The 22,952-nt window shown below is 73.9% G+C and carries 20 protein-coding genes; 15 read left to right on the forward strand and 5 right to left on the reverse strand.

Annotation, left to right across the window (positions count from 1 at the left end):
* The first annotated feature begins 100 nt into the window (after window positions 1-100).
* Both lepA and hemW read left to right on the forward strand, forming a co-directional pair.
* Window positions 101-1,957 carry a translation elongation factor 4 gene (lepA, locus tag AC6CH6_RS05000; protein WP_017833970.1) on the forward strand — a complete coding sequence of 619 codons (1,857 nt, stop codon included), beginning with the start codon at window positions 101-103 and terminating at the stop codon, window positions 1,955-1,957.
* Window positions 1,957-3,201, forward strand: coding sequence for a radical SAM family heme chaperone HemW (gene hemW, locus AC6CH6_RS05005; protein WP_498254266.1), 1,245 nt, complete (start codon window positions 1,957-1,959; stop codon window positions 3,199-3,201). Before lepA ends, hemW begins: the two co-directional genes overlap by 1 nt.
* Before the next feature lie 94 nt (window positions 3,202-3,295).
* Here hemW and AC6CH6_RS05010 read toward each other — a convergent pair whose 3' ends face one another.
* Together AC6CH6_RS05010 and AC6CH6_RS05015 are read right to left on the reverse strand one after the other, a co-directional pair.
* Window positions 3,296-3,760, reverse strand: a complete 465-nt coding sequence (locus tag AC6CH6_RS05010; RefSeq protein WP_017833972.1) for a DUF4870 domain-containing protein — start codon at window positions 3,758-3,760, stop codon at window positions 3,296-3,298.
* 154 nt (window positions 3,761-3,914) lie between these two features.
* Window positions 3,915-4,778, reverse strand: a complete 864-nt coding sequence (locus AC6CH6_RS05015) for a DUF3097 domain-containing protein (protein ID WP_498254267.1) — start codon at window positions 4,776-4,778, stop codon at window positions 3,915-3,917.
* 174 nt (window positions 4,779-4,952) lie between these two features.
* Between AC6CH6_RS05015 and hrcA the strand changes: the two genes are divergently transcribed.
* The 3 genes from hrcA (at window position 4,953) to AC6CH6_RS05030 (ending at window position 7,978) form a co-directional block, all read left to right on the forward strand.
* Window positions 4,953-5,960 (forward strand): heat-inducible transcriptional repressor HrcA, encoded by a 1,008-nt coding sequence (gene hrcA / locus AC6CH6_RS05020; protein ID WP_133410189.1) that lies wholly within the window; start codon window positions 4,953-4,955, stop codon window positions 5,958-5,960.
* Window positions 5,961-6,032: 72 nt separating this feature from the next.
* Window positions 6,033-7,184: a molecular chaperone DnaJ gene (gene dnaJ, locus AC6CH6_RS05025; RefSeq protein WP_035928454.1), complete on the forward strand. Its 1,152-nt coding sequence runs from the start codon at window positions 6,033-6,035 to the stop codon at window positions 7,182-7,184.
* Entirely contained in the window at window positions 7,181-7,978 is a 798-nt protein-coding gene (locus AC6CH6_RS05030) for a 16S rRNA (uracil(1498)-N(3))-methyltransferase (protein WP_498254268.1), read from the forward strand. The genes dnaJ and AC6CH6_RS05030 overlap by 4 nt, the downstream gene beginning before the upstream one ends.
* Window positions 7,979-7,994: 16 nt before the next feature.
* Here the strand turns inward: AC6CH6_RS05030 and AC6CH6_RS05035 are convergent, their stop codons facing one another.
* The gene (locus AC6CH6_RS05035) at window positions 7,995-8,921 is read right to left on the reverse strand and encodes a GerMN domain-containing protein (RefSeq protein ID WP_498254269.1); all 927 of its coding nucleotides are present in this window, start codon (window positions 8,919-8,921) and stop codon (window positions 7,995-7,997) included.
* A 288-nt stretch (window positions 8,922-9,209) separates the two neighbouring features.
* Here AC6CH6_RS05035 and AC6CH6_RS05040 point away from each other — a divergent pair, with 288 nt between their 5' ends.
* The 8 genes from AC6CH6_RS05040 (at window position 9,210) to AC6CH6_RS05075 (ending at window position 18,432) form a co-directional block, all read left to right on the forward strand.
* On the forward strand, window positions 9,210-10,295 hold the full coding sequence (locus AC6CH6_RS05040) for a PhoH family protein (RefSeq protein ID WP_498254270.1): 1,086 nt from the start codon (window positions 9,210-9,212) through the stop codon (window positions 10,293-10,295).
* Window positions 10,295-10,801 carry an rRNA maturation RNase YbeY gene (gene ybeY, locus AC6CH6_RS05045; RefSeq protein ID WP_133410185.1) on the forward strand — a complete coding sequence of 169 codons (507 nt, stop codon included), beginning with the start codon at window positions 10,295-10,297 and terminating at the stop codon, window positions 10,799-10,801. Before AC6CH6_RS05040 ends, ybeY begins: the two co-directional genes overlap by 1 nt.
* 9 nt (window positions 10,802-10,810) lie before the next feature.
* The gene (locus AC6CH6_RS05050; RefSeq protein ID WP_498254360.1) at window positions 10,811-12,139 is read left to right on the forward strand and encodes a hemolysin family protein; all 1,329 of its coding nucleotides are present in this window, start codon (window positions 10,811-10,813) and stop codon (window positions 12,137-12,139) included.
* Entirely contained in the window at window positions 12,132-13,208 is a 1,077-nt protein-coding gene (locus tag AC6CH6_RS05055; protein WP_498254271.1) for a GTPase Era, read from the forward strand. Before AC6CH6_RS05050 ends, AC6CH6_RS05055 begins: the two co-directional genes overlap by 8 nt.
* A gap of 154 nt (window positions 13,209-13,362) precedes the next feature.
* Window positions 13,363-14,832: an LCP family protein gene (locus AC6CH6_RS05060; RefSeq protein WP_498254272.1), complete on the forward strand. Its 1,470-nt coding sequence runs from the start codon at window positions 13,363-13,365 to the stop codon at window positions 14,830-14,832.
* Window positions 14,833-15,010: 178 nt separating this feature from the next.
* Entirely contained in the window at window positions 15,011-16,756 is a 1,746-nt protein-coding gene (gene leuA, locus AC6CH6_RS05065) for a 2-isopropylmalate synthase (protein WP_498254273.1), read from the forward strand.
* A 126-nt stretch (window positions 16,757-16,882) separates the two neighbouring features.
* Complete coding sequence (gene recO / locus AC6CH6_RS05070; RefSeq protein WP_017833984.1) at window positions 16,883-17,635, forward strand: DNA repair protein RecO; 753 nt, start codon at window positions 16,883-16,885, stop codon at window positions 17,633-17,635.
* Between the two features lie 2 nt (window positions 17,636-17,637).
* Complete coding sequence (locus tag AC6CH6_RS05075; RefSeq protein ID WP_017833985.1) at window positions 17,638-18,432, forward strand: isoprenyl transferase; 795 nt, start codon at window positions 17,638-17,640, stop codon at window positions 18,430-18,432.
* Here AC6CH6_RS05075 and AC6CH6_RS05080 read toward each other — a convergent pair.
* Window positions 18,384-19,442, reverse strand: a complete 1,059-nt coding sequence (locus AC6CH6_RS05080; RefSeq protein ID WP_498254274.1) for an alpha/beta hydrolase — start codon at window positions 19,440-19,442, stop codon at window positions 18,384-18,386. The genes AC6CH6_RS05075 and AC6CH6_RS05080 overlap by 49 nt on opposite strands.
* Window positions 19,443-19,538: 96 nt before the next feature.
* Between AC6CH6_RS05080 and AC6CH6_RS05085 the strand changes: the two genes are divergently transcribed.
* A complete protein-coding gene (locus AC6CH6_RS05085) occupies window positions 19,539-20,627 on the forward strand; it encodes a quinone-dependent dihydroorotate dehydrogenase (RefSeq protein ID WP_498254275.1) in 1,089 nt (362 codons plus the stop codon).
* A 162-nt stretch (window positions 20,628-20,789) separates the two neighbouring features.
* Here AC6CH6_RS05085 and AC6CH6_RS05090 read toward each other — a convergent pair whose 3' ends face one another.
* Window positions 20,790-21,350 carry a DUF3043 domain-containing protein gene (locus AC6CH6_RS05090; RefSeq protein WP_133410178.1) on the reverse strand — a complete coding sequence of 187 codons (561 nt, stop codon included), beginning with the start codon at window positions 21,348-21,350 and terminating at the stop codon, window positions 20,790-20,792.
* Between the two features lie 107 nt (window positions 21,351-21,457).
* Here AC6CH6_RS05090 and AC6CH6_RS05095 point away from each other — a divergent pair, with 107 nt between their 5' ends.
* The gene (locus AC6CH6_RS05095; RefSeq protein ID WP_498254276.1) at window positions 21,458-22,879 is read left to right on the forward strand and encodes a dipeptidase; all 1,422 of its coding nucleotides are present in this window, start codon (window positions 21,458-21,460) and stop codon (window positions 22,877-22,879) included.
* Window positions 22,880-22,952: the final 73 nt, after the last annotated feature.

The raw sequence follows: 22,952 nt of genomic DNA on the forward strand, positions 1-22,952 counted from the left end.
CGAACGTGGGAAACTGGACAGTTGAATCCCCGGCGCGGTCCACCCGCCGGTAGCCCCAGGACCTGCCGGAAGCGACGTTCTCCCGGAGAAAGGACCGCCCGTGTCACCGCTGGCCGTCAATGCCCCGGTTCCCGCCTCGACCGACCCGTCGATCCTCCGAAACTTCTGCATCATCGCCCACATCGACCACGGGAAGTCCACGCTCGCGGACCGGATGCTGCAGGCCACCGGCGTGGTCACCACGCGGGAGATGAAGGCCCAGTACCTGGACCGGATGGACATCGAGCGCGAGCGCGGGATCACCATCAAGTCCCAGGCGGTGCGGATGCCCTGGAACGTGGGGGGCACGGACTACGCGCTGAACATGATCGACACCCCGGGGCACGTGGACTTCACCTACGAGGTCTCCCGCTCCCTGGCCGCCTGCGAGGGCGCGCTGCTGCTGGTGGACGCCGCGCAGGGCATCGAGGCGCAGACCCTGGCGAACCTGTACCTGGCCATGGAGAACGACCTCACGATCATCCCGGTGCTGAACAAGATCGACCTGCCCGCGGCCCAGCCGGAGAAGTACGCCCAGGAGCTCGGCAACCTCATCGGCGTGGACCCCGAGGACGTGCTGCGGGTCTCCGGGAAGACCGGTGAGGGCGTCGAGGCGCTGCTCGACCGGATCGTGGAGCTGGTCCCCGCCCCGCAGGGGGACGCGGACGCGCCCTCGCGGGCCATGATCTTCGACTCCGTCTACGACACCTACCGCGGCGTGGTCACCTACATCCGCGTGGTCGACGGCAAGCTGACCCCGCGGGAGCGGATCCGGATGATGTCCACCGGCGCGCAGCACGAGCTGCTGGAGATCGGGGTCATCTCGCCCGAGCCGAAGCCCACGGAGGGGCTCGGCGTGGGCGAGGTGGGCTACCTCATCACCGGGGTCAAGGACGTGCGCCAGTCCCGGGTGGGGGACACCGTGACCAACCACCAGCGGCCGGCGGCCGAGAACCTGGGCGGCTACGAGGACCCCAAGCCGATGGTCTTCTCGGGGCTGTTCCCCATCGACGGCTCCGACTACCCGGTCCTGCGCGACGCCCTGGACAAGCTCCAGCTCAACGACGCCGCCCTGGTCTACGAGCCCGAGAACTCCGCGGCCCTGGGCTTCGGCTTCCGGTGCGGGTTCCTGGGCCTGCTCCACCTCGAGATCGTCCGGGAGCGCCTCGAGCGCGAGTTCAACCTGGACCTGATCTCCACGGCGCCCTCCGTGAGCTACAACGTCACCCTCGAGGACCGCTCCGAGCGCGCGGTCACGAACCCCTCCGAGTTCCCCGAGGGCAAGATCGCCGAGATCCGCGAGCCCATGGTGGCCGCGACGGTGCTGGCCCCGTCCGAGTTCATCGGCGCGATCATGGAGCTGTGCCAGTCCAAGCGCGGTCAGCTCAAGGGCATGGACTACCTCTCCGAGGACCGGGTGGAGCTGCGCTACCGGCTGCCCCTGGCCGAGATCGTCTTCGACTTCTTCGACCAGCTCAAGTCCCGCACCAAGGGCTACGCGTCCCTGGACTGGAAGGCCGAGGGCGAGGAGGCCGCGGACCTCGTGAAGGTCGACATCCTCCTGCAGGGCGAGCCGGTGGACGCCTTCAGCGCGATCACCCACCGGGACAAGGCATACGCCTACGGGGTGATGATGACCGGCAAGCTGCGCGAGCTCATCCCGCGGCAGCAGTTCGAGGTGCCCATCCAGGCGGCCATCGGCTCCCGGGTGATCGCCCGCGAGAACATCCGGGCGATCCGCAAGGACGTGCTCTCCAAGTGCTACGGCGGCGACATCTCGCGCAAGCGCAAGCTGCTCGAGAAGCAGAAGGAGGGCAAGAAGCGGATGAAGATGGTCGGCCGGGTGGAGGTCCCCCAGGAGGCGTTCGTCGCGGCGCTGTCCTCCGACGAGTCCGGGGCGAAGGACAAGAAGAAGTAGTGGCCCCCGCCCAGCCGGAGGGCCTGCCCGGCCCGCTCGACGGACTGCTGCCGCCCTCCGCCGCGGTGGGCTCCGCCGACCGCACGCTCAGCCTCTACGTGCACGTGCCGTTCTGCGCGGTTCGGTGCGGCTACTGCGACTTCAACACCTACACGGCCGTGGAGCTCGGGGCGGGGGTGTCCCAGGACGCCTACGCCGGGGACGCCGCGGCGGAGGTCCGCTGGGCGCGCCGGGTGCTGGAGGACTCCGGGGTGGCCCCCCGCCCGCTGCACAGCGTGTTCTTCGGCGGCGGCACTCCCACGCTGCTGCCCGCCGAGGACCTCGCCGCGGTCCTGGCGCAGGCCGCGGAGAGCTTCGGGCTCGCGGCGGACGCGGAGGTGACCACCGAGGCCAACCCGGACTCCGTGACGCCCGAGTCCCTCGCGGTGCTCGCGGCGGCGGGGGTGACCCGGGTGTCCTTCGGGATGCAGTCGGCCGTCCCGCACGTGCTCGCCGTCCTGGACCGCACGCACGACCCCGACAACGTGCCGCGGGCCGTGCGGTGGGCGCGCGAGGCCGGCCTGGGCGTCAGCGTGGACCTCATCTACGGCACCCCGGGGGAGTCCCTGGCCGACTGGGAGCACTCGGTGCGCACGGCGGTGGGCTACGAGCCCGACCACGTCTCCGCGTACTCGCTGATCATCGAGGACGGCACGAAGCTCGCGGCGCGGATGCGGCGCGGGGAGGTCCCGTCGATCGACGAGGACGACCAGGCCGACAAGTACGAGCTCGCGGACCGGGTCCTCGCCGAGGCCGGCTTCGAGTGGTACGAGGTGAGCAACTGGGCCCGGCCCGCCGAGGGCGCGGACGCCGGCGCCCACCGCAGCCGGCACAACCTCGCCTACTGGCGCAACCAGGACTGGTGGGGGATCGGCCCCGGGGCGCACTCGCACGTGGGCGGGACGCGCTGGTGGAACCTCAAGCACCCCGTGCCCTACACGAACCGGGTGCGCGCCCGGCAGTCGCCGGCGGCCGGGCGCGAGATCCTCGACGCGGACACCCGCCACCTCGAGCGGGTGATGCTGGAGGCCAGGATCCGCGACGGCCTGCCCACGACCGCTCTGGCCGGCGGCGGGCGGACCGCGGTGGCCGGGCTGATCGCCGACGGGCTGGTGGAGCCCGCGGCGGCGCTGCGCGGCTCGCTGGTGCTGACCCTGCGGGGCCGGCTCCTCGGCGACGCCGTGGTGCGGCGGCTGCTCGCCTGACGGGGGCACCCCGGCCGGGGCGCCCGCACGAGGAACGGACGCACCCGTCGGGAACGGATGCGTCCGTCAGGGACACCCCCGGCGCGGGCCGGGGTCAGCCGCGCGCGGCGCGCCCCCGGGACCGCTCGCGGAGGCGCTCGACGAGCCGGTCGTAGAGCCGGGTGTTGAAGCGGTAGAGGTGCGGTTCGCCGCGGTTGACCCGGACCCCGCCGATGAGGGAGCCGACGGCGAGCAGCAGCCACGCGGCGGCGGCGGCGAGCGCGAAGAACCAGCCGATGAACGGCACCGGGGCGAGCAGGATCCCGGTGACCACCACGAGGGTCGGCAGCAGCGTGAAGTTCATGGCCTCCATCGACTCCTGCTCCGTGAACGGGCCGCGCCCGCGGAAGACGCGGTGGACGAGGAACGAGGGGAGGAAGCCGATGACGCCACCGAAGTGCGCCAGGGTCGCCCACTGGTGGTCCTCGGTGACGGTCAGCGGCTGGGCCACGGGGGAGAGGCCCTCGAACGGGGCCCCGGCGTTGTCGCGGCTCGATCGGGGGTCGGTCTGCACGGGCACGGATGTCCTTCGGCGGTGGGACCGCGGCGGGGCCGCGGAGGGTGGGTGGGACACGACCATCCTACCGACCGGCCCGGAGGGCGGAGGATCGGCCCCGCGCACGTGTGCCTTTGTGACGATCTGCTGGGCGTTGCCCGTGCGCGGGGGCGGCGGGTCAGGCGCCGGGGGCGGTGAGGAAGTCGATGAGCTCCTCGACCCGGCCCAGCAGGGACGGCTCGAGGTCGGCGTAGCTGTCCACGCGGGACAGGATGTGCTGCCAGGCCCGGCCGAGGTCGCCGGGGGTGCGGTGCGGCCACCCGAGGGCGGCGGCGGTGCCGGTCTTCCAGTCCGTGCCGCGCGGGACCACGGGCCAGGCGTCGATGCCGAGGGTGCGCGGCCTGACCGCCTGCCAGATGTCGACGTAGGGGTGGCCCAGCACCAGGACGTTGCCCGCGGCGCCGGGCAGGCGCATGGTCTCCGCGGCGATCCTCGACTCCTTGGAGCCGGCCACGAGGTGGTCGACGAGGATGCCGAGCCGTCGCCCGGGGCCCGGCCCGAACTCCCGCACGGCGGCGGGCAGGTCGTCGATGCCGTGCAGGGGCTCCACGACGATGCCCTCGACCGCCAGGTCGTGGCCCCACACCTTGGCCACCAGCTCGGCGTCGTGGTAGCCCTCGACCCACACCCGGGAGGCCTTCGCGGTGCTCGCGCGCAGCCCCTCGACGGCCACGGAGCCCGAGCGCGTGCGGGAGCGCTTGCGCGCCGCGGGGGCCCGGCGGGGCTCGACAACGACCACGGGCTCGCCCTCGAGCAGGAACCCCGGTCCCAGGGGGAACGCCTTGACCCGCCCCCTCCGGTCCTCGAGCCCCAGCACGCGCATCCCGCCGATGGTCTCCAGGGACACGACCGCGCCGACCCAGCCGGTCGTGACGTCCTCCAGGAGCATCCCCGGGGCGACCGGGACCTCCGCGGAGACCGGCCGGCGGCGGGCGAGGGCGTCGTCGTCGAGGCTGCGCGGCCCCCAGCCGTGGTGGCTCATGGTCGTCCTCCCGGGTCGCGGTGCCGCGCGTCCGGCGCGGATCAGCCGGAAGCGTACCAAACCGCGGGGGCGACCGGCCGTCGGACACGGGGGCTACACTGGACGCCGTTGGCACTGTGGCCACCCGAGTGCCAGGGCATCTTCGGGGGCGTGGACGAACCGGGGAGGAGCGACGTGAACCATCCGAGACGACTGCAGATCCTGCAGGCCATCGTGGAGGACTACGTGCACTTCCGCGAGCCGGTCGGCTCCAAGGCCCTCGTGGACCGGCACCGGCTCGGCGTCTCCTCGGCCACCGTGCGCAACGACATGGCCGCGCTCGAGGAGGAGGGCCTGATCACGGCCCCCCACACGAGCTCGGGCCGGATCCCCACGGACAAGGGCTACCGCACGTTCGTCGACCAGATCGCGGCCGTCAAGCCGCTCTCGGGTCCGGAACGGCGGGCCATCCAGCGGCTGCTGGACGACGCCGCGGACATCGACGACGTCATGGAGCGCACCGTGCGGCTGCTCGCGCAGCTCACCCAGCAGGTCGCGGTCGTGCAGTACCCGCACGCCTCCGGGGTCACCGTGCGCCACGTCGAGGTCGTCGACCTCGGCGCCGGCCGGGTGCTGGTGGTGCTCATCCCGACCAACGGCCGGGTGGCGCAGCGCGTCGCCGTGCTGCGGGCGCCGCTCGAGGAGTCCCAGCTGCTCGAGCTGCGCGCCCGGGTGCTGGCCGCCGTGGTCGGGCGCTCCCTGACCGCGGTGCCGGACGCCCTCGCGGCGATGACCGCGAGCACCGCCCCGCCGCTGCAGCCGGCCGCCGCCGCCGTGGGGGAGGCCGTCGGCGCCCTCGCGGCGGGCGGGGCCGAGCACCGCATGGTCATGGCCGGCACCGCCAACCTCGCCCGCTCCACCGGGGACTTCCACCTGAGCATCGGCCCGGTCCTCGAGGCCCTCGAGGAGCAGGTGGTGATGCTCCGGCTGCTCTCCGAGATGGAGCAGGACGCCCGCGGGGTGGCCGTGCGGATCGGCACGGAGAACGCCGAGGGCCCCCTGTCCGAGGCCGCCGTCGTCGCCACCGGCTACGGGCCGCAGTCCAAGGTGGGGGTCGTGGGCCCGATGCGCATGGACTACCCGTCCACGATGGCCGCCGTGCGCGCCGTCGCCCGCTACCTCTCCCGTATCCTCGGGGGCTGAGCCCCCGCGGGCCCCGTCCCCCGGGGCCCACCAGCGAAACCCACCACAGACCTCTCGACAGAACGGACCACGGTGAGCGATCACTACGAGACCCTGGGCGTGTCCCGGGACGCCAGCCAGGAAGAGATCAAGAAGGCCTACCGCAAGAAGGCCCGCCGGCTGCACCCCGACGTCAACCCCGGCCCGGAGGCCGCCGAGGACTTCAAGCGCCTCTCCCACGCCAACGACGTCCTCTCCGACCCCGAGAAGCGGCGCGTCTACGACGCGACCGGCAACGAGAACGGCACCGACACCGGCTTCGGCGGGGGCTTCCCCGGCACGGGGTTCGGCTTCGCCGACATCTTCGACACCTTCTTCCAGGGAGCCGGCGGCGCCGGCTCCGGCCGGCGCGGACCCGCGTCCCGCACCCGCCAGGGCCAGGACGCCCTGATCAACGTCCGGGTCACCCTCCGGGACGCGGTCTTCGGCACGGAGAAGAAGATCACCGTGGACACCGCCGTGGTCTGCCCCACCTGCGACGGCACCTGCTGCCAGGCGGGCACCCAGCCCGAGACCTGCGACGTCTGCCACGGATCCGGCCAGGTGCAGCGCCAGGTCCAGTCGATCCTCGGCACCGTGGTCACGGCGGCGCCGTGCGCCACCTGCCAGGGCTTCGGCACCGTCATCAAGCACCCGTGCCACGAGTGCTACGGCGAGGGCCGCGTGCGCGACCGCCGCCCGCTGACCGTCAAGATCCCCGCCGGCGTCTCGACCGGCAACCGGATCCGCCTCTCGGGGCAGGGCGAGGCCGGCACCGCCGGCGGGCCGAACGGCGACCTCTACGTCGAGCTCAAGGTCGATCCCGACCCCACGTTCGAGCGCCAGGGCGACGACCTGCACGCCCGCGTCCGGGTGCCCATGACCTCCGCGGCCCTCGGCACCACCGTGACCCTCGAGACCTTCGACGGCGAGCGCGAGGTGCCCGTCGGCCCCGGCACGCAGACCGGCCACACCGTGACCCTGCACGAGCTCGGGGCCACCCGGCTGCGCGGCGGCGGCCGGGGCGAGCTGTTCGTCCACCTCGAGGTCGAGACCCCCACGGCGCTCGACGACGAGCAGCGCGAGCTGCTCGAGCAGCTGTCCCGGCTGCGCGGCGAGGACCAGTCCACCGGCACCACCCTGAACTCCCCGGCCGGCTCCGGCGGCTTCTTCTCCCGGCTCAAGGACCGGTTCTCCGACCTGTGAGCCTGCCGGTCTTCAAGGTCGAGCCGGGCCGGCTCGCCGGTCTCGGCCCCGGAGCGGCGCTCACCGTCACCGGCCCGGAGGCCCGGCACGCCGTCACCGTGCGCCGGCTCGCGCCCGGTGAGCGGCTCGAGCTCGTCGACGGCGCGGGGACCCGGACCACCGGGGAGCTGCGCGCGGGGGACCGGGACAGCATGGAGGTCGGCGTGGTCTCGGTGACCACCGAGCCCGCCCGCACGCCCCGGCTGGTCCTCGCCCAGGCCCTCGCGAAGGGCGACCGGGACCTGCTGGCCGTGGAGACGGCCACCGAGCTGGGCGTCGACGCCGTGGTGCCCTGGCAGGCCGACCGCTCGATCGTGCGGTGGAAGAAGGAGCGCGCCGCCAAGAGCCACGAGAAGTGGGTGCACACCGTCGCGGCGGCCGCCAAGCAGTCGCGGCGGGCCGCCTGGCCCGAGGTGCTGCCCCTGTCCACCACCCGCGAGCTCGCCCGCCTGCTCGGGGAGCCGGGGACCCGCGGCCTCGTCCTGCACGAGGAGGCGCACGACTCCCTCGCCGACCTGGCCGGCGCCGTCGGCACCGCCGGCACCGCCGGTGCCCCGTGGGCGGGCGCCGAGCGGATCGTCCTGGTGGTGGGCCCCGAGGGGGGCGTCGCACCGGCGGAGCTCGAGGTCCTGGCCGGGGCGGGGGCCCTCGCGGTCCGGCTCGGCCCGGAGGTGCTGCGCAGCTCCACCGCCGGACCGGCCGCGCTGGCGGTGCTCAGCGCCGCGCTCGGCCGCTGGGCGTCCGGGACCCTCTGAGTCCCGGGCGGCCGGTTCAGCCGGGGACGACCTCCACGTCCTTGTCGTCGCGCACGGTCCCGCCCTCGGCGTCCCGGCCGACGACCGTCACCACGTAGGGGCCCGGCTCCAGCTCGAGCTCGGCCCGGAACCCGGCGGTCCCGTCGCCCCGCGGGACCTCGTCCGCCGCGCCGCTCGAGACGCGCTCCCCATCCGGTCCGGCCACGGTCCACCGGCAGTCCCGCACCTCGTCCAGCGCCCGTCCCGAGAGGACGAGGGTCCCCTCGGACCGTTCGTCCTGCCGGGGCTCGTCGAGCCAGAGCGGTGCCTCCAGCGCCTCGTCGGGGCGGAGGGGGCCGTCGAGGCGCACGGACCCGAAGACCTCCTCGTCGGGCCGGCCGTCCACGAGCACCACGACCTCGGCCGCGGAGCCCTCCGGCAGCAGGCCCGCCGTGGCCGCCGTGGCGGTCACCGTGTGCGCGAGCTGCTGGAGGGCCAGCCGGACCTCGCGGTCGTCCAGCTCCGGGCGGAAGGCCTCGGACGGCAGGTCCACGGTGATGGTCCCGCCCGGGGACGTCGAGGCGCCCACCCGGTCCACCGGGGACCACAGCGTCCGGTAGTCCGGGTCCTCCGGGGTCGCCCCGGTCATCAGCGCCGCCGCCGCCGCGATGGGGTCCACGGCCGCGGCCGCCTCGGAGGCGTCCCGGAACTCGCGGAACAGCCGCTCCTCGCCGTCCGCACGGCCCACCCAGTAGACGGGCAGCTTCGTGGTGGCCACCCGGCCGTCCGCGGTGCTCGCCGTGGTGGAGGAGGTCGGCGCGGCGCCCGACGCGCTGACCGTGCCTTCGAGGGCGGGCCCCGGGCCGGTGCCGCACGCGCCGAGGACCAGGACGCCCACGGCGGACAGGGCGAGCACGGGGAGCCGGCCGCGGGCGGACCGGGGCCGGGAACGGGCAGTGGCCATGGGGGGACGCGCACCTCGGCTTTCCGGGATCGGGAGGGGGGCGGTGCCGGCACCGGGGGAGGCCGCACCCGTCCCCCTGCCGGAGGACCGGACCATTCCAGCACAGGGCCCGTGGACGCCCCCAGCCGAGGAGCCCCGGCGGGCGTGACCGATACCAAATCGCAATGTGCGGCCGGCGACCTCCGGTGCCGGAGCCGCGCGGTACCCTGGGGGAGGACGAGTCCCGTCCGCCGTCCCTACCACGGCGACCCACGAGAGAGCGAGAGCACGGCCCGCGCGGCCGGACCCATGACTGAGACGCTGCCCGGCACCACGCACCCCCTGACGGCCCGCACCGTCATCACCTTCCCCGACCGCGAGACGATGGTCCGGTGCCTCGGCTCCGGGGACGACACCCTGCGCCAGGTGGAGACGGCGTTCCCCGGCCTCACGACCAGCCCGCGCGGACTCGAGCTCGGCATCGAGGGCCCCAGCGGGCCCGTGCAGATCGTCGCCACCCTCTTCGACGAGCTGAAGGTCCTGGCCGGCCGCGAGACCGCGGTCACCCCCCAGGTCATCACCCAGCTGCTCGAGCTGATCGGCAGGGACCTCACCGCCCGCCCCAGCGGCGCCCTGACCCAGAACATCCTCTCCGGCCGCGGCCGCAAGATCCGCCCCAAGACGCTGCACCAGAAGACCTACGTGGACGCCATCGACGAGCACACCGTGGTCTTCGGCATCGGTCCCGCCGGCACCGGCAAGACCTACCTGGCCATGGCCAAGGCCGTCCAGGCGCTGCAGGCCAAGGAGGTGTCCCGGATCATCCTCACGCGCCCCGCCGTGGAGGCGGGGGAGCGGCTGGGCTTCCTGCCCGGGACGCTCAGCGAGAAGATCGACCCGTACCTGCGACCGCTCTACGACGCGCTGCACGACATGATGGACCCGGACTCGATCCCCCGCCTCCTGGAGGCGGGCACCATCGAGGTCGCCCCTCTGGCCTACATGCGCGGCCGCACCCTCAACGACGCGTTCATCATCCTCGACGAGGCGCAGAACACCACGCCCGAGCAGATGAAGATGTTCCTCACCCGGCTCGGCTTCGGCTCCAAGATGGTCGTCACCGGGGACGTCACCCAGGTGGACCTGCCGGGCAGCGCGTCCTCTGGCCTGCGCCAGGTCCAGCACGTGCTCAGCGGCGTCCCCGACGTCGCGTTCACGGAGATGACCGCGGAGGACGTGGTGCGCCACGAGCTGGTGGGCCGGATCGTCAGCGCCTACGACGCCTTCGACACGACCAACCGGCACCGCAACGAACGGCGCCGGCGCAAGGACGACGCCCGGGCCGCCCGTGACGCCGCGCCGGCGGCCCCGCACACGGACGGGACGGAGGCCTGATGGCCGTCGAGTTCGACCTGCAGGTCGACCCGCAGGACGTCCCCGCCGGGGAACGCGCGGCCTGGGAGGCGGTCGACGTCGAGCTGCTGGGCCGGCTCGCGGACCACGTCCTGGAGCGCCTGCACGTCCACCCCGACGCGGAGCTGTCCATCGCGGTGGTCGACGAGGACGAGATGGCCCGCCTGCACGTCGAGTGGATGGACCTGCCCGGCCCCACGGACGTGCTCTCCTTCCCCATGGACGAGATGCGCCCGGGGACCCCGGAGGAGCCCGCGGAGGGCACCCTGGGCGACATCGTGCTGTGCCCCCCGGTCGCCCGCCGGCAGGCGGAGGCCGGCGGTCACTCCGTCGCGGACGAGCTGTGCCTGCTCACCACCCACGGGATCCTGCACCTGCTGGGGCACGACCACGCCGAGCCCGAGGAGCGGCAGGTCATGTTCGCCCTCCAGCGGGACCTGCTCACCGACTTCCTCGGCCGGCCCGCGCCGGTCGAGACCATGGAGTAGCGCCCCATGATGACCACTGCCGTCCTGGTCGTCGCGGCGATCGTGTTCCTGGGCACGGCGTTCGTCCTCACGGCCGCCGAGACGGGCCTCACCTACCTGCCCCGCGCGGACGCCGAGGCCATCGCCCGGGACGCCCCCGCCTCGTCCGCCGCCAGGATCCTGGCCACGCCCACCGCGCACCTGCAGGCCCTGCGCTTCTGGAGCGTGTGGTTCGAGACGGCCTCCGCCGTGGCGGTGGCCCTCGCGATGTTCGACGGCCTCGACGACGTCTGGCTCGCCGGTCTGCTGGCCACCGTGGTGATGGCCGCCGTGGGCTTCGTCCTCACCGGGGTCTCGCCGCGCCAGGTCGGGCGCAGCCACGCCGCCGGCACCGTCCGGGCCACGGCCGGCTTGGTGCGCCTGCTGCGCATCGTGCTCGGGCCGGTCCCCGGGATGCTCGTGCGCCTGGGCTCTTCGGGCACCCGGGACGCGGGGAACATCGCCCCCGGCTACCTCACCGAGGAGGAGCTGCTCGAGTTCGTCGACCGGTCCACGGGCCAGGCCCTCATCGAGGACAACGAGGCGGAGCTGCTGCACTCGGTCTTCGACCTCGACGACACCAACGTCCGGGCCGTCATGGTGCCCCGCACCGACATGGTCTCCGTCGACGACGACGACACCGTGGACAACGCCCTGAACCTCTTCTTCCGCTCCGGCTACTCCCGCATCCCGGTGATCGGCGAGAGCGCCGACGACGTCCTCGGCATCCTGTACCAGAAGGACCTCGCCGAGCGGGTGCACCGGCTGGGCACCGGGCTGCGGCTCACGGGGCTCTCCGAGCTCGCCCGCGAGGTCCGCTACGTGCCCGAGTCGAAGAAGGTCAACGAGCTGCTGCGCGAGATGCAGCTCGAGTCGATCCACGTGGCGATCGTCGTCGACGAGTACGGCGGCACCGCCGGGCTGGTGACCCTCGAGGACCTCATCGAGGAGCTGCTCGGCGAGATCGTCGACGAGTACGACCGGGAGAAGCCCGAGGTCGCCGAGCTCGGCGACGGCCGCTACCGCGTCTCCGCCCGGCTCGGCGTCGAGGACCTGGGCGACCTGTTCGGCCTCGACCTCGAGGACGACGAGGTGGACACGGCCGGCGGCCTGCTCGCCAAGTCCATCGGCCGGGTGCCCATCGTGGGCTCCCGCGCCACCGTCGAGGGCATCGTCCTCGAGGCCGTCACCCTGGAGGGCCGGCGCAACCGGGTGGGCCAGCTCGAGGTCCGCCGGGACCCCGACTGGGTCCCTCCGGGCTCCACGGCCGTGGAGCCCGCCGCCCAGGAGTCCGAGGAGGAGACCCACCACCATGTCTGAGCCCACACCCGCCGTGCCCCCCGGGGCCGGCGAGCCCACCACCGGGGAGCCGGTCCCGTTCCGCGCCGGCTTCGCCGTGCTGGTCGGCCGCCCCAACGCCGGGAAGTCCACGCTCACCAACGCCCTGGTCGGGCAGAAGGTCGCGATCACCTCGAGCCGGCCGCAGACCACGCGGCACACCATCCGCGGCATCGTGCACCGGCCCGAGGGCCAGCTCGTGCTCGTGGACACCCCGGGCCTCCACCGGCCGCGGACGCTGCTCGGCGAGCGGCTCAACGACCTCGTGGCGGACACCCTCGCCGAGGTCGACGTCATCGGCTTCTGCGTGCCCGCCAACGAGAAGATCGGCCCCGGGGACCGGTTCATCGCCCAGCAGCTCGCGGCCTCCGGCAACAAGCCGGTCGTGGCGATCGTCACGAAGACGGACACCGTCTCCCGCGCCGAGCTCGCCGAGCAGCTGCTGGCGGTCACCGAGCTGGGCCGCTCCGTCATGGAGGCCGAGCACCGGGTCCGCGCCGAGCGCGCCGAACGGGCCGCCAGCAAGCCCCGCCACCGCTCCGCGGCCGCGCACGCGCCCCGTCCCGACGCCGACGACCCGGGCTGGGCCGACGTCATCCCCGTCTCCGCCGTGGACGGCTTCCAGGTCGACGCCCTCGCCGGGCTGCTCATCGGCAGGATGCCGGAGTCCCCGGCCCTGTACCCCGACGGCGAGCTGACCGACGAGCCCGAGATGACGATGGTCGCCGAGCTCGTCCGGGAGGCCGCCCTGGAGGGCGTGCGGGACGAGCTGCCGCACTCCCTCGCGGTCGTGGTCGAGGAGATGGTGCCCCGCGAGGGCCGCCCCGCGGACCGGCCGCTGCTCGACGTGCGGGTCAACGTCTACGTCGAGCGGTCGTCGCAGAAGGCCATCATCATCGGCAAGGGCGGCGCGCGGCTGCGCGAGATCGGCACCCGGTCCCGGACCGCCATCGAGGCGCTGCTGGGCACGAAGGTCTACCTCGACCTGCACGTGAAGATCGCCAAGGAGTGGCAGCGCGACCCCAAGCAGCTGTCCCGCCTGGGCTTCTGAGGCCCCCGGCGCCCCCGGATCGCGCCCCCAACCCCGCCGCGTCGCCCGCCCCGAGTCCCGGGGCGGGCGACTACCATGACACCCGGCGCCCCGGCCGGGCGCCGTCCCCCCGACCCCGGGCCCCGCGCCCGGGGCCCGCCAGGAGAGAGTCACCGTGTCCTCTACGCCCCCCGCCGCCCACGGACGCCACCGCGCCCGCCGATGGTCCCGGAAGCGCTGGACCGCCGTCGGGCTGGTCGTCGTCCTGCTCGCGGTCCTCGGGGCCGGCGTGGCCGCGACCTGGCGGCTGCAGTCCAACCTGGACACCTCCCCGCTCGACCTCGGCGACGGGACCGGGCCCGAGGCCGGCCCGCTGGACATCCTCGTGATGGGCACCGACACCCGTGACGGCGAGGGCAACGACCGGTACGGCGACGACGAGGACAGCGCCGGCGCCGGCCTGACGGACGTCATGATGCTGGTGCACGTGAGCGAGGACCGCAGCGGCGTGACCGTGGTGTCCCTGCCGCGCGACCTGGTCGCGGACATCCCGCGCTGCACGGACCCCGAGTCCGGCGAGGTCCACCCGGCGGAGGAGGACGCGATGCTGAACTCGGCGATCGCCAACGGCGGCCCCGGGTGCACGGTCGCGACCGTCAACCAGATGACCGGCCTCAAGATCGACCACTTCATGCTCGCCGACTTCAACGCCGTCAAGGAGCTGTCCTCGACCGTGGGCGGCGTCGAGGTGTGCGTCAACGACGCCGTCGACGACCCGAAGTCGGGGCTGAAGCTGCCCGCCGGCGTCTCCTCCGTGGAGGGCGAGCAGGCCCTGGCGTTCCTGCGCAGCCGCGCCGCCTTCGGCGACGGCGGGGACACGAGCCGGATCCGCTCCCAGCAGTCGTTCCTCGCGTCCATGGCCCGCAAGATCAAGGACGAGGGGACGCTGTCGGACCTGCCGAAGCTCTACGAGATCGCCGACGTCGCCACCCGCAACCTGCACGTCGACGAGGGGCTCGGCTCCGTCCCGACGGTGGTCGGCCTCGGCACGGCCGTCCGGGGGATCGACCTGGGCAGCATGGTCTTCGTGACGGCGCCCACCGAGCCCTACGCGCTGGACCCCAACCGGCTCCAGCTCGACGCGGACCCGGCCGAGCACCTCTTCGAGGCGCTGCGCGCGGACCGGCCGCTCACGTCGCCCTCCGCGGAGCCGGCCGACGAGCCGACCTCCTCCGCGACCCCGTCGCCCGACGCCGCCGTCCCGGCCCCCACGGTCGACCCGGCCACGGTCCCGCTCACGGTCGCCAACGTCTCCGGCGTCGACGGTCGGGACGCGGACATCGCCGACGTGCTCGAGGACGAGGGCTACACGGCCGTCGAGTCCGGCCCGCAGGCCACCGAGCTGCCGGGCACGCAGATCTTCTTCGGCGCGGGCTGGTACGAGGCGGCCGTCGAGGTCGCCGAGCTGCTCGGTGTCCCCTCCTCGCAGATCGTGCCGACCACCGACGTGGTGGGGGTGTTCGTCTCGGTGGGCCAGGACTTCCGCGAGGGGGACCGGCTCGAGCTCGGCGCGGGGCTTCCCGGGGAGCTCAACGGCCAGACCGCCGAGCAGTACACCTGCCAGCAGGCGGCCGGCGACTGGTGAGGACGCGACCCGGCGCGCCGGACGCCCCGTGATAGGTTGAACACATGCGGACCGGGACGCTCCTCCTCCTTACGTGCCGCAACGGGGCCTGACCCGACGACTGCATGGCCGGCCTCCCGTTGCGGAGTTCCTGATGCCCGGCCACCCGCAGACGTCTCGAGCAGAACAGGCCCCTTCCATGCGCAACTACCAGCAGCCCTCCGGCATGCCGATCCACAAGTACGTGCCGTACCAGCAGCAGTTCCCGTTCGACCTCTCCGACCGCACCTGGCCGGACCGGGCGATCACCGAGGCGCCCCGGTGGTGCGCCGTGGACCTGCGGGACGGCAACCAGGCGCTGATCGACCCCATGAACTCCGACCGCAAGCTCAAGATGTTCGAGCTGCTCGTGCGGATGGGCTACAAGGAGATCGAGGTCGGGTTCCCCTCGGCCTCCCAGACCGACTTCGACTTCGTGCGCCGGCTCATCGAGGAGGACCGGATCCCCGACGACGTCACGATCCAGGTCCTGACGCAGTCCCGCGAGCACCTCATCGAGCGCACCTACGAGGCCATCGACGGCGCCGACAAGGCGATCGTGCACCTCTACAACGCGACCTCCACCCTGCAGCGGCGCGTGGTCTTCGACCAGGACATGGACGGGATCGTGGACATCGCCCTCACCGGGGCGCGGCTGTGCCTGAAGTACGAGGAGCAGCTGAAGAACACGTCCGTGACCTACGAGTACTCCCCGGAGTCCTACACCGGCACCGAGCTCGAGTTCGCGGCGCGCATCGCCAACGCCGTGGCCGAGACCTTCGAGATCGGCGGGGACCGGGAGATGATCCTCAACCTGCCCGCCACCGTGGAGATGGCCACCCCCAACGTCTACGCCGACTCCATCGAGTGGATGTGCCGCAACCTCTACAACCGGGACGCCACCGTGGTCTCCCTGCACCCGCACAACGACCGCGGCACCGGTGTGGCGGCGGCCGAGCTGGGCTACCTGGCCGGCGCCGACCGCATCGAGGGCTGCCTGTTCGGCAACGGTGAGCGGACCGGCAACGTGGACCTGGTGACCCTGGGCCTGAACCTGCTGACCCAGGGCGTGGACCCGCAGATCGACTTCTCCGACATCGACGACATCCGCCGGACCGTGGAGTACTGCAACCAGCTGCCCGTCCCCGAGCGGGCCCCCTACGGCGGGGACCTCGTGTTCACGGCGTTCTCCGGCTCCCACCAGGACGCCATCAAGAAGGGCTTCGACCGGATGGCCCGGGACGCGCAGGAGCAGGGCCGGGGCGTCGACGAGCTGGTGTGGGCCGTGCCCTACCTGCCCATCGACCCCAAGGACCTGGGCCGCACCTACGAGGCCGTCATCCGGGTGAACTCGCAGTCCGGCAAGGGCGGGGTCGCCTACCTGCTCGCCAACGAGCACGGGCTGGACCTGCCGCGGCGGGCGCAGATCGAGTTCTCCCGCGTGGTGCAGGAGCACACCGACACCTCCGGCGGGGAGGTCTCCGGCGCGGAGCTGTGGAAGGTGTTCGCGGACGAGTACCTGCCCACCGTCCAGGACGGGGACGCCGGGCGCTGGGGCCGGTACCGGATCACCAACATCACCACGACCTCCGAGGAGGACGGGGAGAGCACCCTCGAGATCGGCCTGGACGTCGACGGCGTCCAGCACCACCGCACGGCGCAGGGCAACGGCCCCATCGAGGCGCTGCAGACGATCCTCGCGTCCGAGGGCGTGGACGTGCGCGTGCTCGACTACAGCGAGCACGCCCTCTCGGCCGGCGGCGACGCCCAGGCGGCCAGCTACGTCGAGGCCGCCGTGGGGGACCGCGTCCTGTGGGGCGTGGGCATCGACGCGAACACCACCCGCGCGTCCCTGAAGGCCCTCGTCTCGGCGGTCAACCGGGCCGTGCGGGACGCCCAGGGCTGAGCGGCCGGCGCACCGTGCGACGGCGGGCCGCCCCGGACGCGGGGCGGCCCGCCGTCGTCGTCCCGCCCGGCCCGTCCCGCTGCGCCGTCGGCCTGCGCCGTCCGCCCCGCGTGGGACAATGATCCGGTGGCCAGGACGACGTTCGCATCACGCAGCTACCGGGACGACGCCGTCGTGCTGCGCACCTACAAGCTCGGCGAGGCCGACCGGATCGTCGTGCTCCTGACCCGGGACCACGGGCAGGTCCGGGCCGTGGCCAAGGGCGTGCGGCGCACGACCTCCCGCTTCGGCTCCCGGCTCGAGCCGTTCAACGTCGCCGAGCTGCAGCTGGTCACCGGGCGCAACCTCGACATCGTCTCCCAGGCGCTGGGCAAGCGCGGCTACGGGTCGGTCATCGCCGCCGACTACGCCAAGTACACCGCCGCCGCGGCCATGACCGAGGCCGCGGAGAAGTTCACGGAGAACGACGACGAGTCCGCGGCCCAGCAGTACCGGCTGCTCGTCGGCGCCCTGTCCGCCCTGGCCCGCGGGCTGCACGAACCCGGGGCCGTCCTGGACTCCTACCTGCTGCGCGCCGTGTCCACGGCCGGGTGGGCCCCGAGCTTCACCGACTGCGCCCGGTGCGGCGCCCCCGGACCGCACGAGGCGTTCTCGGCTCCGCTCGGCGGCGCCGTCTGCCCGGCCTGCCGCCCGCCGGGGGCCGCCGCCCCCGACCCCGCGACCGTCGAGCACCTCTCCGCCCTGCTCACCGGGGCGTGGGAGCGGATCGACGCCGTGGAGCCGCGCACGGCCCGGGCCGCCGCCGGGATCGTGGCCACCTACGTACAGTGGCACCTGGAGAGGGCCGTCCGGTCCCTGAACCTCGTGGAACGGAGCTGACCATGCCCGGCTTTGCCGCCCCGCCCGCCCATCCCAGCGGCGCCAGCGCCCCGCCGATCCCGCGGCAGTTCGTGCCCCAGCACGTGGCCGTGGTCATGGACGGGAACGGGCGCTGGGCGAACCAGCGCGGACTGCCGCGCAACGAGGGCCACAAGGCGGGAGAGGCGGCCCTGATCGAGGTGATGGCCGGGGCCATCGAGATGGGCATCCCGTACGTCAGCGCCTACGCGTTCTCCACCGAGAACTGGAAGCGCTCCCTGGACGAGGTGACGTTCCTGATGAACTACACCGCCGACGTCATGGAGCGCCAGCTGCCCACCTTCCAGGAGTGGGGCATCCGGATCCGGTGGGCCGGGCGCAAGCCCCGCCTGTGGCGCTCGGTCATCAACCGCCTCGAGGAGGCGGAGCGGGCCACCCGCGACAACGACGTCGTCACCCTCACCATGTGCGTGAACTACGGGGGGCGAGCCGAGATCGCCGACGCCGCGGCCGCCATCGCCGCCGACGCCCGGGCGGGCGTCCTGAACCCGCGCAGCATCGACGAGAAGACCGTCCAGCGATACCTCGACGAGCCCGACCTGCCGGACGTCGACCTCTTCCTGCGCTCCTCCGGGGAGCAGCGGATCTCCAACTTCCTCCTGTGGCAGTCCGCCTACGCCGAGCTCGTCTTCCAGGACGTGCTCTGGCCGGACGTCGACCGCCGCACCCTGTGGGAGGCCGTCGAGGTCTACGCCCGGCGGGACCGGCGCTACGGCGGAGCCGTCGACCGCGTCGCCGGCCCCGGCGCCTCCGCCTGAGGCCGGCGCCGTCGCAGACCGCGCAGCCAGGCGGCGAGATCCGTCTGCGCGGCCCGGCGCACGGCCTGCCGGGAGAGGTGCACGTCGTGGACGGCGCCCTCGTAGGAGCGCAGCGTCACGTCGGTGCCCAGATCGGGCGCGTGCCGGCGGATCTGCCGGACGTCCAGCACGGTGTCGGCCGAGCGCATCCGCTCGCTCCACCAGGGGCGGATGCACGAGCGGGCCGAGGTCTGCACCAGCACTGGAAGGTGAAGGTTCAAGCCCTTCGCAACTTCACTCTGAGCCTGAAGGACAGCGTTGAGCCACCCCGGGGTGATGTCGAAGCTGGTCTCGGGCCGCCACCGGGCGTCGATCGGCCACTCGCCCTCCGCGTGCTCGCTGATCACCCGGTAGTAGTGGCTGCGCAGCCGGGCCCGCACCGGGAAGTCCGGGCGCTGCTCGGCGAGCCGGGCCACCAGGGGGCGCAGGGCGGCGCCCACGGCGTCGGAGCCGTGGCTGCCGATCCAGGGGGCGTTGAGGGCCAGTCCGTCGAGCCGGTCGGGGTGCCGCGAGGCCCACATCGCCGCGGTGAGCCCCCCGGTCGAGTGGCCCATCAGCACGAGCCGCCCCCGGGGACCGGGCAGACCGTCCTCGGCCATCACGTCGAGCGCCGCGGTGATGTCGTCGTCGTAGTCCGCGAGGTCCGTGGTGTGGCCGGGGCGGCCCTCCTCCACGGCGAGCACCTCGTCGGTGAGGTTCCGGCCGTAGCCGTGCAGGTCCAGGGCGTAGAACGCGTAGCCCGCGGCCGCGCACGTCCGGGCCAGCTCGGCGTTGAAGAAGTAGTCGGACCAGCCGTGCAGGTACAGCACGGCCCCGCGCAGCCGGCCCGGCACGGGCGGGACGTCCCCCGGCCGGTAGCGGACCACCGTGGCGGTGGAGTGGGGGGCGGAGCCGGGGTCCAGGTCCACGGTCCGCGCGCGGAAGCCGGGTCCCAGCACGTCGGGGACCCACGGGTCCGGGGGAGCGCACATGCCCTCTCCTCGTGCGGGCGGTCCGTCGGGGCGCCGGTCCGTCAAGCCCCTCCGCGGCCGCCCGGCCGGAGGAGTGCCCTGTGGAAGACTGGGACCATGCGCTTCTACCCTACGTTCTTCACGGCTGTCTTCTCCCGGATGGACCCCGAACGGGCCCACCGGGTCGGCTTCTTCGGCATCCGGGCGGCGCGCGCCGCCCGGATCAGCACCGCGCTGCGGGTCTACACCCGGCCCGACCCCGCGCTCGAGGTGGAGGCGCTGGGCCTGCGGTTCCCGTCCCCGTTCGGGCTGGCGGCCGGTTTCGACAAGGGCGGTGAGGGGATCGGCGCCCTGACCGACCTCGGCTTCGGTCACGTCGAGATCGGCACCGTGACCGCCCAGGCGCAGCCGGGAAACCCCCGGCCCCGCCTGTTCCGGCTCGTCCGGGACCGGGCCGTGATCAACCGGATGGGCTTCAACAACGAGGGTGCGGCGGCCGTGGCCCCGCGCCTCGCGCAGGCGCGCCGCGAGCTCGAGGCGGACCACCGCGGCCGCGCCCGTCCGGTGCTCGGCGTCAACATCGGCAAGACCAAGGCGGTGCCGCTGGAGGACGCGGTGGACGACTACCTGCAGAGCGCCCGGGTTCTCGCCCCCCTGGCGGACTACCTCGTGGTCAACGTGTCCTCGCCCAACACCCCGGGCCTGCGCCAGCTGCAGGAGATCGAGAGCCTGCGGCCGCTGCTCGGCGCGGTGGGCCGCGCGGCCGACGAGGCCGCGGACCGGCACGTCCCGCTGCTCGTGAAGATCGCCCCGGACCTGTCGGACGAGGACGTGCTGGCCGTCGCGGACCTGGCCCTCGACCTGGGCCTGGACGGCATCGTGGCCACCAACACGACCATCGCCCGCACCGGGCTCGGGCTGACCTCCGATCCCGCCGAGATCGAGGCCCACGGGGCCGGCGGGCTCTCCGGGGCCCCGCTGCGGCGGCGCTCCCTCGAAGTGCTGCGGCTGCTGCGCGAGCGCGTGGGGGACCGGCTGGTCCTGGTCTCCGTGGGCGGGGTGGCCACGGCGGAGGACGTCCAGGAGCGCCTCGACGCCGGCGCGACCCTCGTGCAGGGCTACACCGCCTTCCTCTACGAGGGTCCCTTCTGGGCGCGCCGCATCAACCAGGGCCTGGCGCGCCGGGCGGGCCGCGCCTGGAGCTGACGGCTCACCCGAGCTGACGGCTCACCGGGGCTGACGGCTTCCGTCCCGACGGGGCGCCGCCGACGGCCGCCCCGTCGGCGGGAACAGGACTGCCCCGGACCGTGCGGTCCGGGGCAGTCCTGTCGCGGCCGGACCCCGCGCCGGGCGCGGGCCGGCCGGGGCTCAGGAGGGGCGCTCCCCGCGGGCGACCTGGGGCTTGGGCAGGCGGAGGCGGCGCATCGTGAAGGAGCGCATCGCGGCGTACCAGCGCACGCCGCGCTCCACGGTCCCGAACTTCGCCTGCATGGCCTTCTTCATCCGGGCCGTCGACAGCACGGCGTCCACGATGCCCAGGATCATCAGCGCCCAGATGACGTAGACGCCGTAGGTGGCCACGTCCTGGACGGGGAAGAACAGGATGACGAGCGCGAGCAGCGCCACGACCATGAGGTACTCGCCCACGTTGATCCGGGAGTCCACCCAGTCCCGCGCGAACCGGCGCTGCGGGCCGCGGTCCCGCGGCCCGAGGAACCGCTCGTCCCCGGCCGCCATGCCGGCCTGCGCCCGCATCCGCTGCTCGCGCGCGGCGTCGCGGGACTGCGCCTTCGCGGCCTTGCGGTCCTCCGGGACCAGGGGCCGGCGCCGGGCCGCCTCCTGCTGCCGGCGGCTGGGCGTGGGCCGGCCCTTGCCCGGGGTCTGCCGCGGGGCGGCTACCGGTTCCGTGGGGGCGGCCGCAGCGGTCACCGACGTGGACCCTGCGCGGTCTGCTTGCTTCTTGCGTCCAAACACCCGTCAAGGATAGCCGACGGACCTGCCGGTCCCCGCCGGGCCCCGGACATAGGGTGGGTGCCATGAGCGAGCCCTGTGCCCCGACCGTCCCCGTCCCCGTCGACACCGTGCGCGCGACCGTGCGCGCGGACATGCCGCGGACCCTCGAGCAGCTCGTCGAGCTGGTCGCGATCCCCGGCATCGCCTGGGAGTCCTTCGACGCCGCGCAGCTCGAGCGCAGTGCGGTGGCCGTGGCCGGCGTGCTCGCGGACGCCGGCCTGAAGGAGGTGGAGATCCTGCGCGTGCCCCTGGGCGACGGGCCGGGACACCCCGCCGTCGTCGCCCACCGCCGGCCCGCGCCCGGCCGGCCGACCGTGCTGCTCTACGCCCACCACGACGTCCAGCCCCCGGGCCGGCGCGAGCTGTGGGACTCCGAACCGTTCGTCGCCGAAGAGCGCGACGGCCGCCTCTACGGGCGGGGCGCGGCCGACGACAAGGCCGGGGTGATGGCCCACGCCGCTGCCCTGCGCGCCGCGACCGCCCACCGCGGCGACGACTTCGGCCTCGGCGTGACCGTCTTCGTGGAGGGGGAGGAGGAGGCCGGCTCCCCGTCCTTCCGGGACTTCCTGGAGGCCCACCGGGAACGGCTGGCCGCGGACGTCATCGTCATCGCGGACTCCGCCAACTGGGAGGTCGGCGTGCCCGCCCTGACCACGAGCCTGCGCGGGATGGTCGGCGCCGTCGTGGAGCTGTCCGTGCTCGAGCACGCCGTGCACTCGGGCATGTACGGCGGCCCGGTCCTGGACGCACCCACGCTGCTGGCCCGGCTCATCGCCACCCTGCACGACGACGAGGGCGCGGTCGCCGTCGAGGGGCTGCTCGCCGAGGACCGCACCGACCTGGTCTACGACGAGGAGCGGTTCCGGGCCGACGCGGCGGTCCTGGAGGGCGTCCGGCTGGCCGGGCGCGGCTCGATCGCCTCCCGGCTCTGGACGCAGCCCGCGCTGTCGGTCACGGGCATGGACGTCACGCCCGTGGACACCGCCGCCAACACCATCGCCGCATCCGCCCGCGCGAAGCTGAGCCTGCGCACGGCGCCGGGCCAGGACCCCGCCGAGGCCGCGGAGGCCCTGCGGCGCCACGTGGAGGAGCACGCCCCGTTCGGGGCGCACGTGCGCTTCGAGCTCGAGGAGACGGGACAGTCCTTCCGCACCGACATGGGCTCCGAGTCCGCGCGGATCGCCCGGTGGGCGCTGGGGGAGGCGTGGGGCCGGCCCGCCGTGGAGACGGGCATCGGCGGCTCCATCCCCTTCACCGCGGACCTCCTGGAGGTCTATCCTGAGGCCGGCATCCTCATCACGGGCGTCGAGGACCCGGACTCCCGGGCGCACAGCGCCAACGAGTCGCTGCACCTGGCGGAGTTCGAGCGCGCGGTGGTCGCGGAGACGCTGATGCTGCTCGCCCTCGACGACGCCGCCCGCCCCGGGCAGCGGATCCGGGAATGAACCCGATCGCCCATCCGTTGTGCCCGTGACAGACCCGCCGCCGGTCCGACCCCGTGCGGCACCCCTCCACAGA

This window comes from Kocuria sp. GQ42 (genome assembly GCF_059758435.1).

Excerpts from the sequence above, each read along its gene's own strand:
- AC6CH6_RS05095 (WP_498254276.1), top strand. The coding sequence starts at position 21,458 with ATGAGCGAGCCCTGTGCCCCGACCGTCCCCGTCCCCGTCGACACCGTG.
- AC6CH6_RS05040 (WP_498254270.1), top strand. The coding sequence starts at position 9,210 with ATGACTGAGACGCTGCCCGGCACCACGCACCCCCTGACGGCCCGCACC.
- AC6CH6_RS05050 (WP_498254360.1), top strand. The coding sequence starts at position 10,811 with ATGACCACTGCCGTCCTGGTCGTCGCGGCGATCGTGTTCCTGGGCACG.
- leuA (WP_498254273.1), top strand. The coding sequence starts at position 15,011 with ATGCGCAACTACCAGCAGCCCTCCGGCATGCCGATCCACAAGTACGTG.
- AC6CH6_RS05035 (WP_498254269.1), bottom strand. The coding sequence starts at position 8,921 with ATGGCCACTGCCCGTTCCCGGCCCCGGTCCGCCCGCGGCCGGCTCCCC.
- ybeY (WP_133410185.1), top strand. The coding sequence starts at position 10,295 with ATGGCCGTCGAGTTCGACCTGCAGGTCGACCCGCAGGACGTCCCCGCC.
- AC6CH6_RS05075 (WP_017833985.1), top strand. The coding sequence starts at position 17,638 with ATGCCCGGCTTTGCCGCCCCGCCCGCCCATCCCAGCGGCGCCAGCGCC.
- AC6CH6_RS05015 (WP_498254267.1), bottom strand. The coding sequence starts at position 4,778 with ATGAGCCACCACGGCTGGGGGCCGCGCAGCCTCGACGACGACGCCCTC.
- AC6CH6_RS05085 (WP_498254275.1), top strand. The coding sequence starts at position 19,539 with ATGCGCTTCTACCCTACGTTCTTCACGGCTGTCTTCTCCCGGATGGAC.
- AC6CH6_RS05080 (WP_498254274.1), bottom strand. The coding sequence starts at position 19,442 with ATGTGCGCTCCCCCGGACCCGTGGGTCCCCGACGTGCTGGGACCCGGC.
- AC6CH6_RS05055 (WP_498254271.1), top strand. The coding sequence starts at position 12,132 with ATGTCTGAGCCCACACCCGCCGTGCCCCCCGGGGCCGGCGAGCCCACC.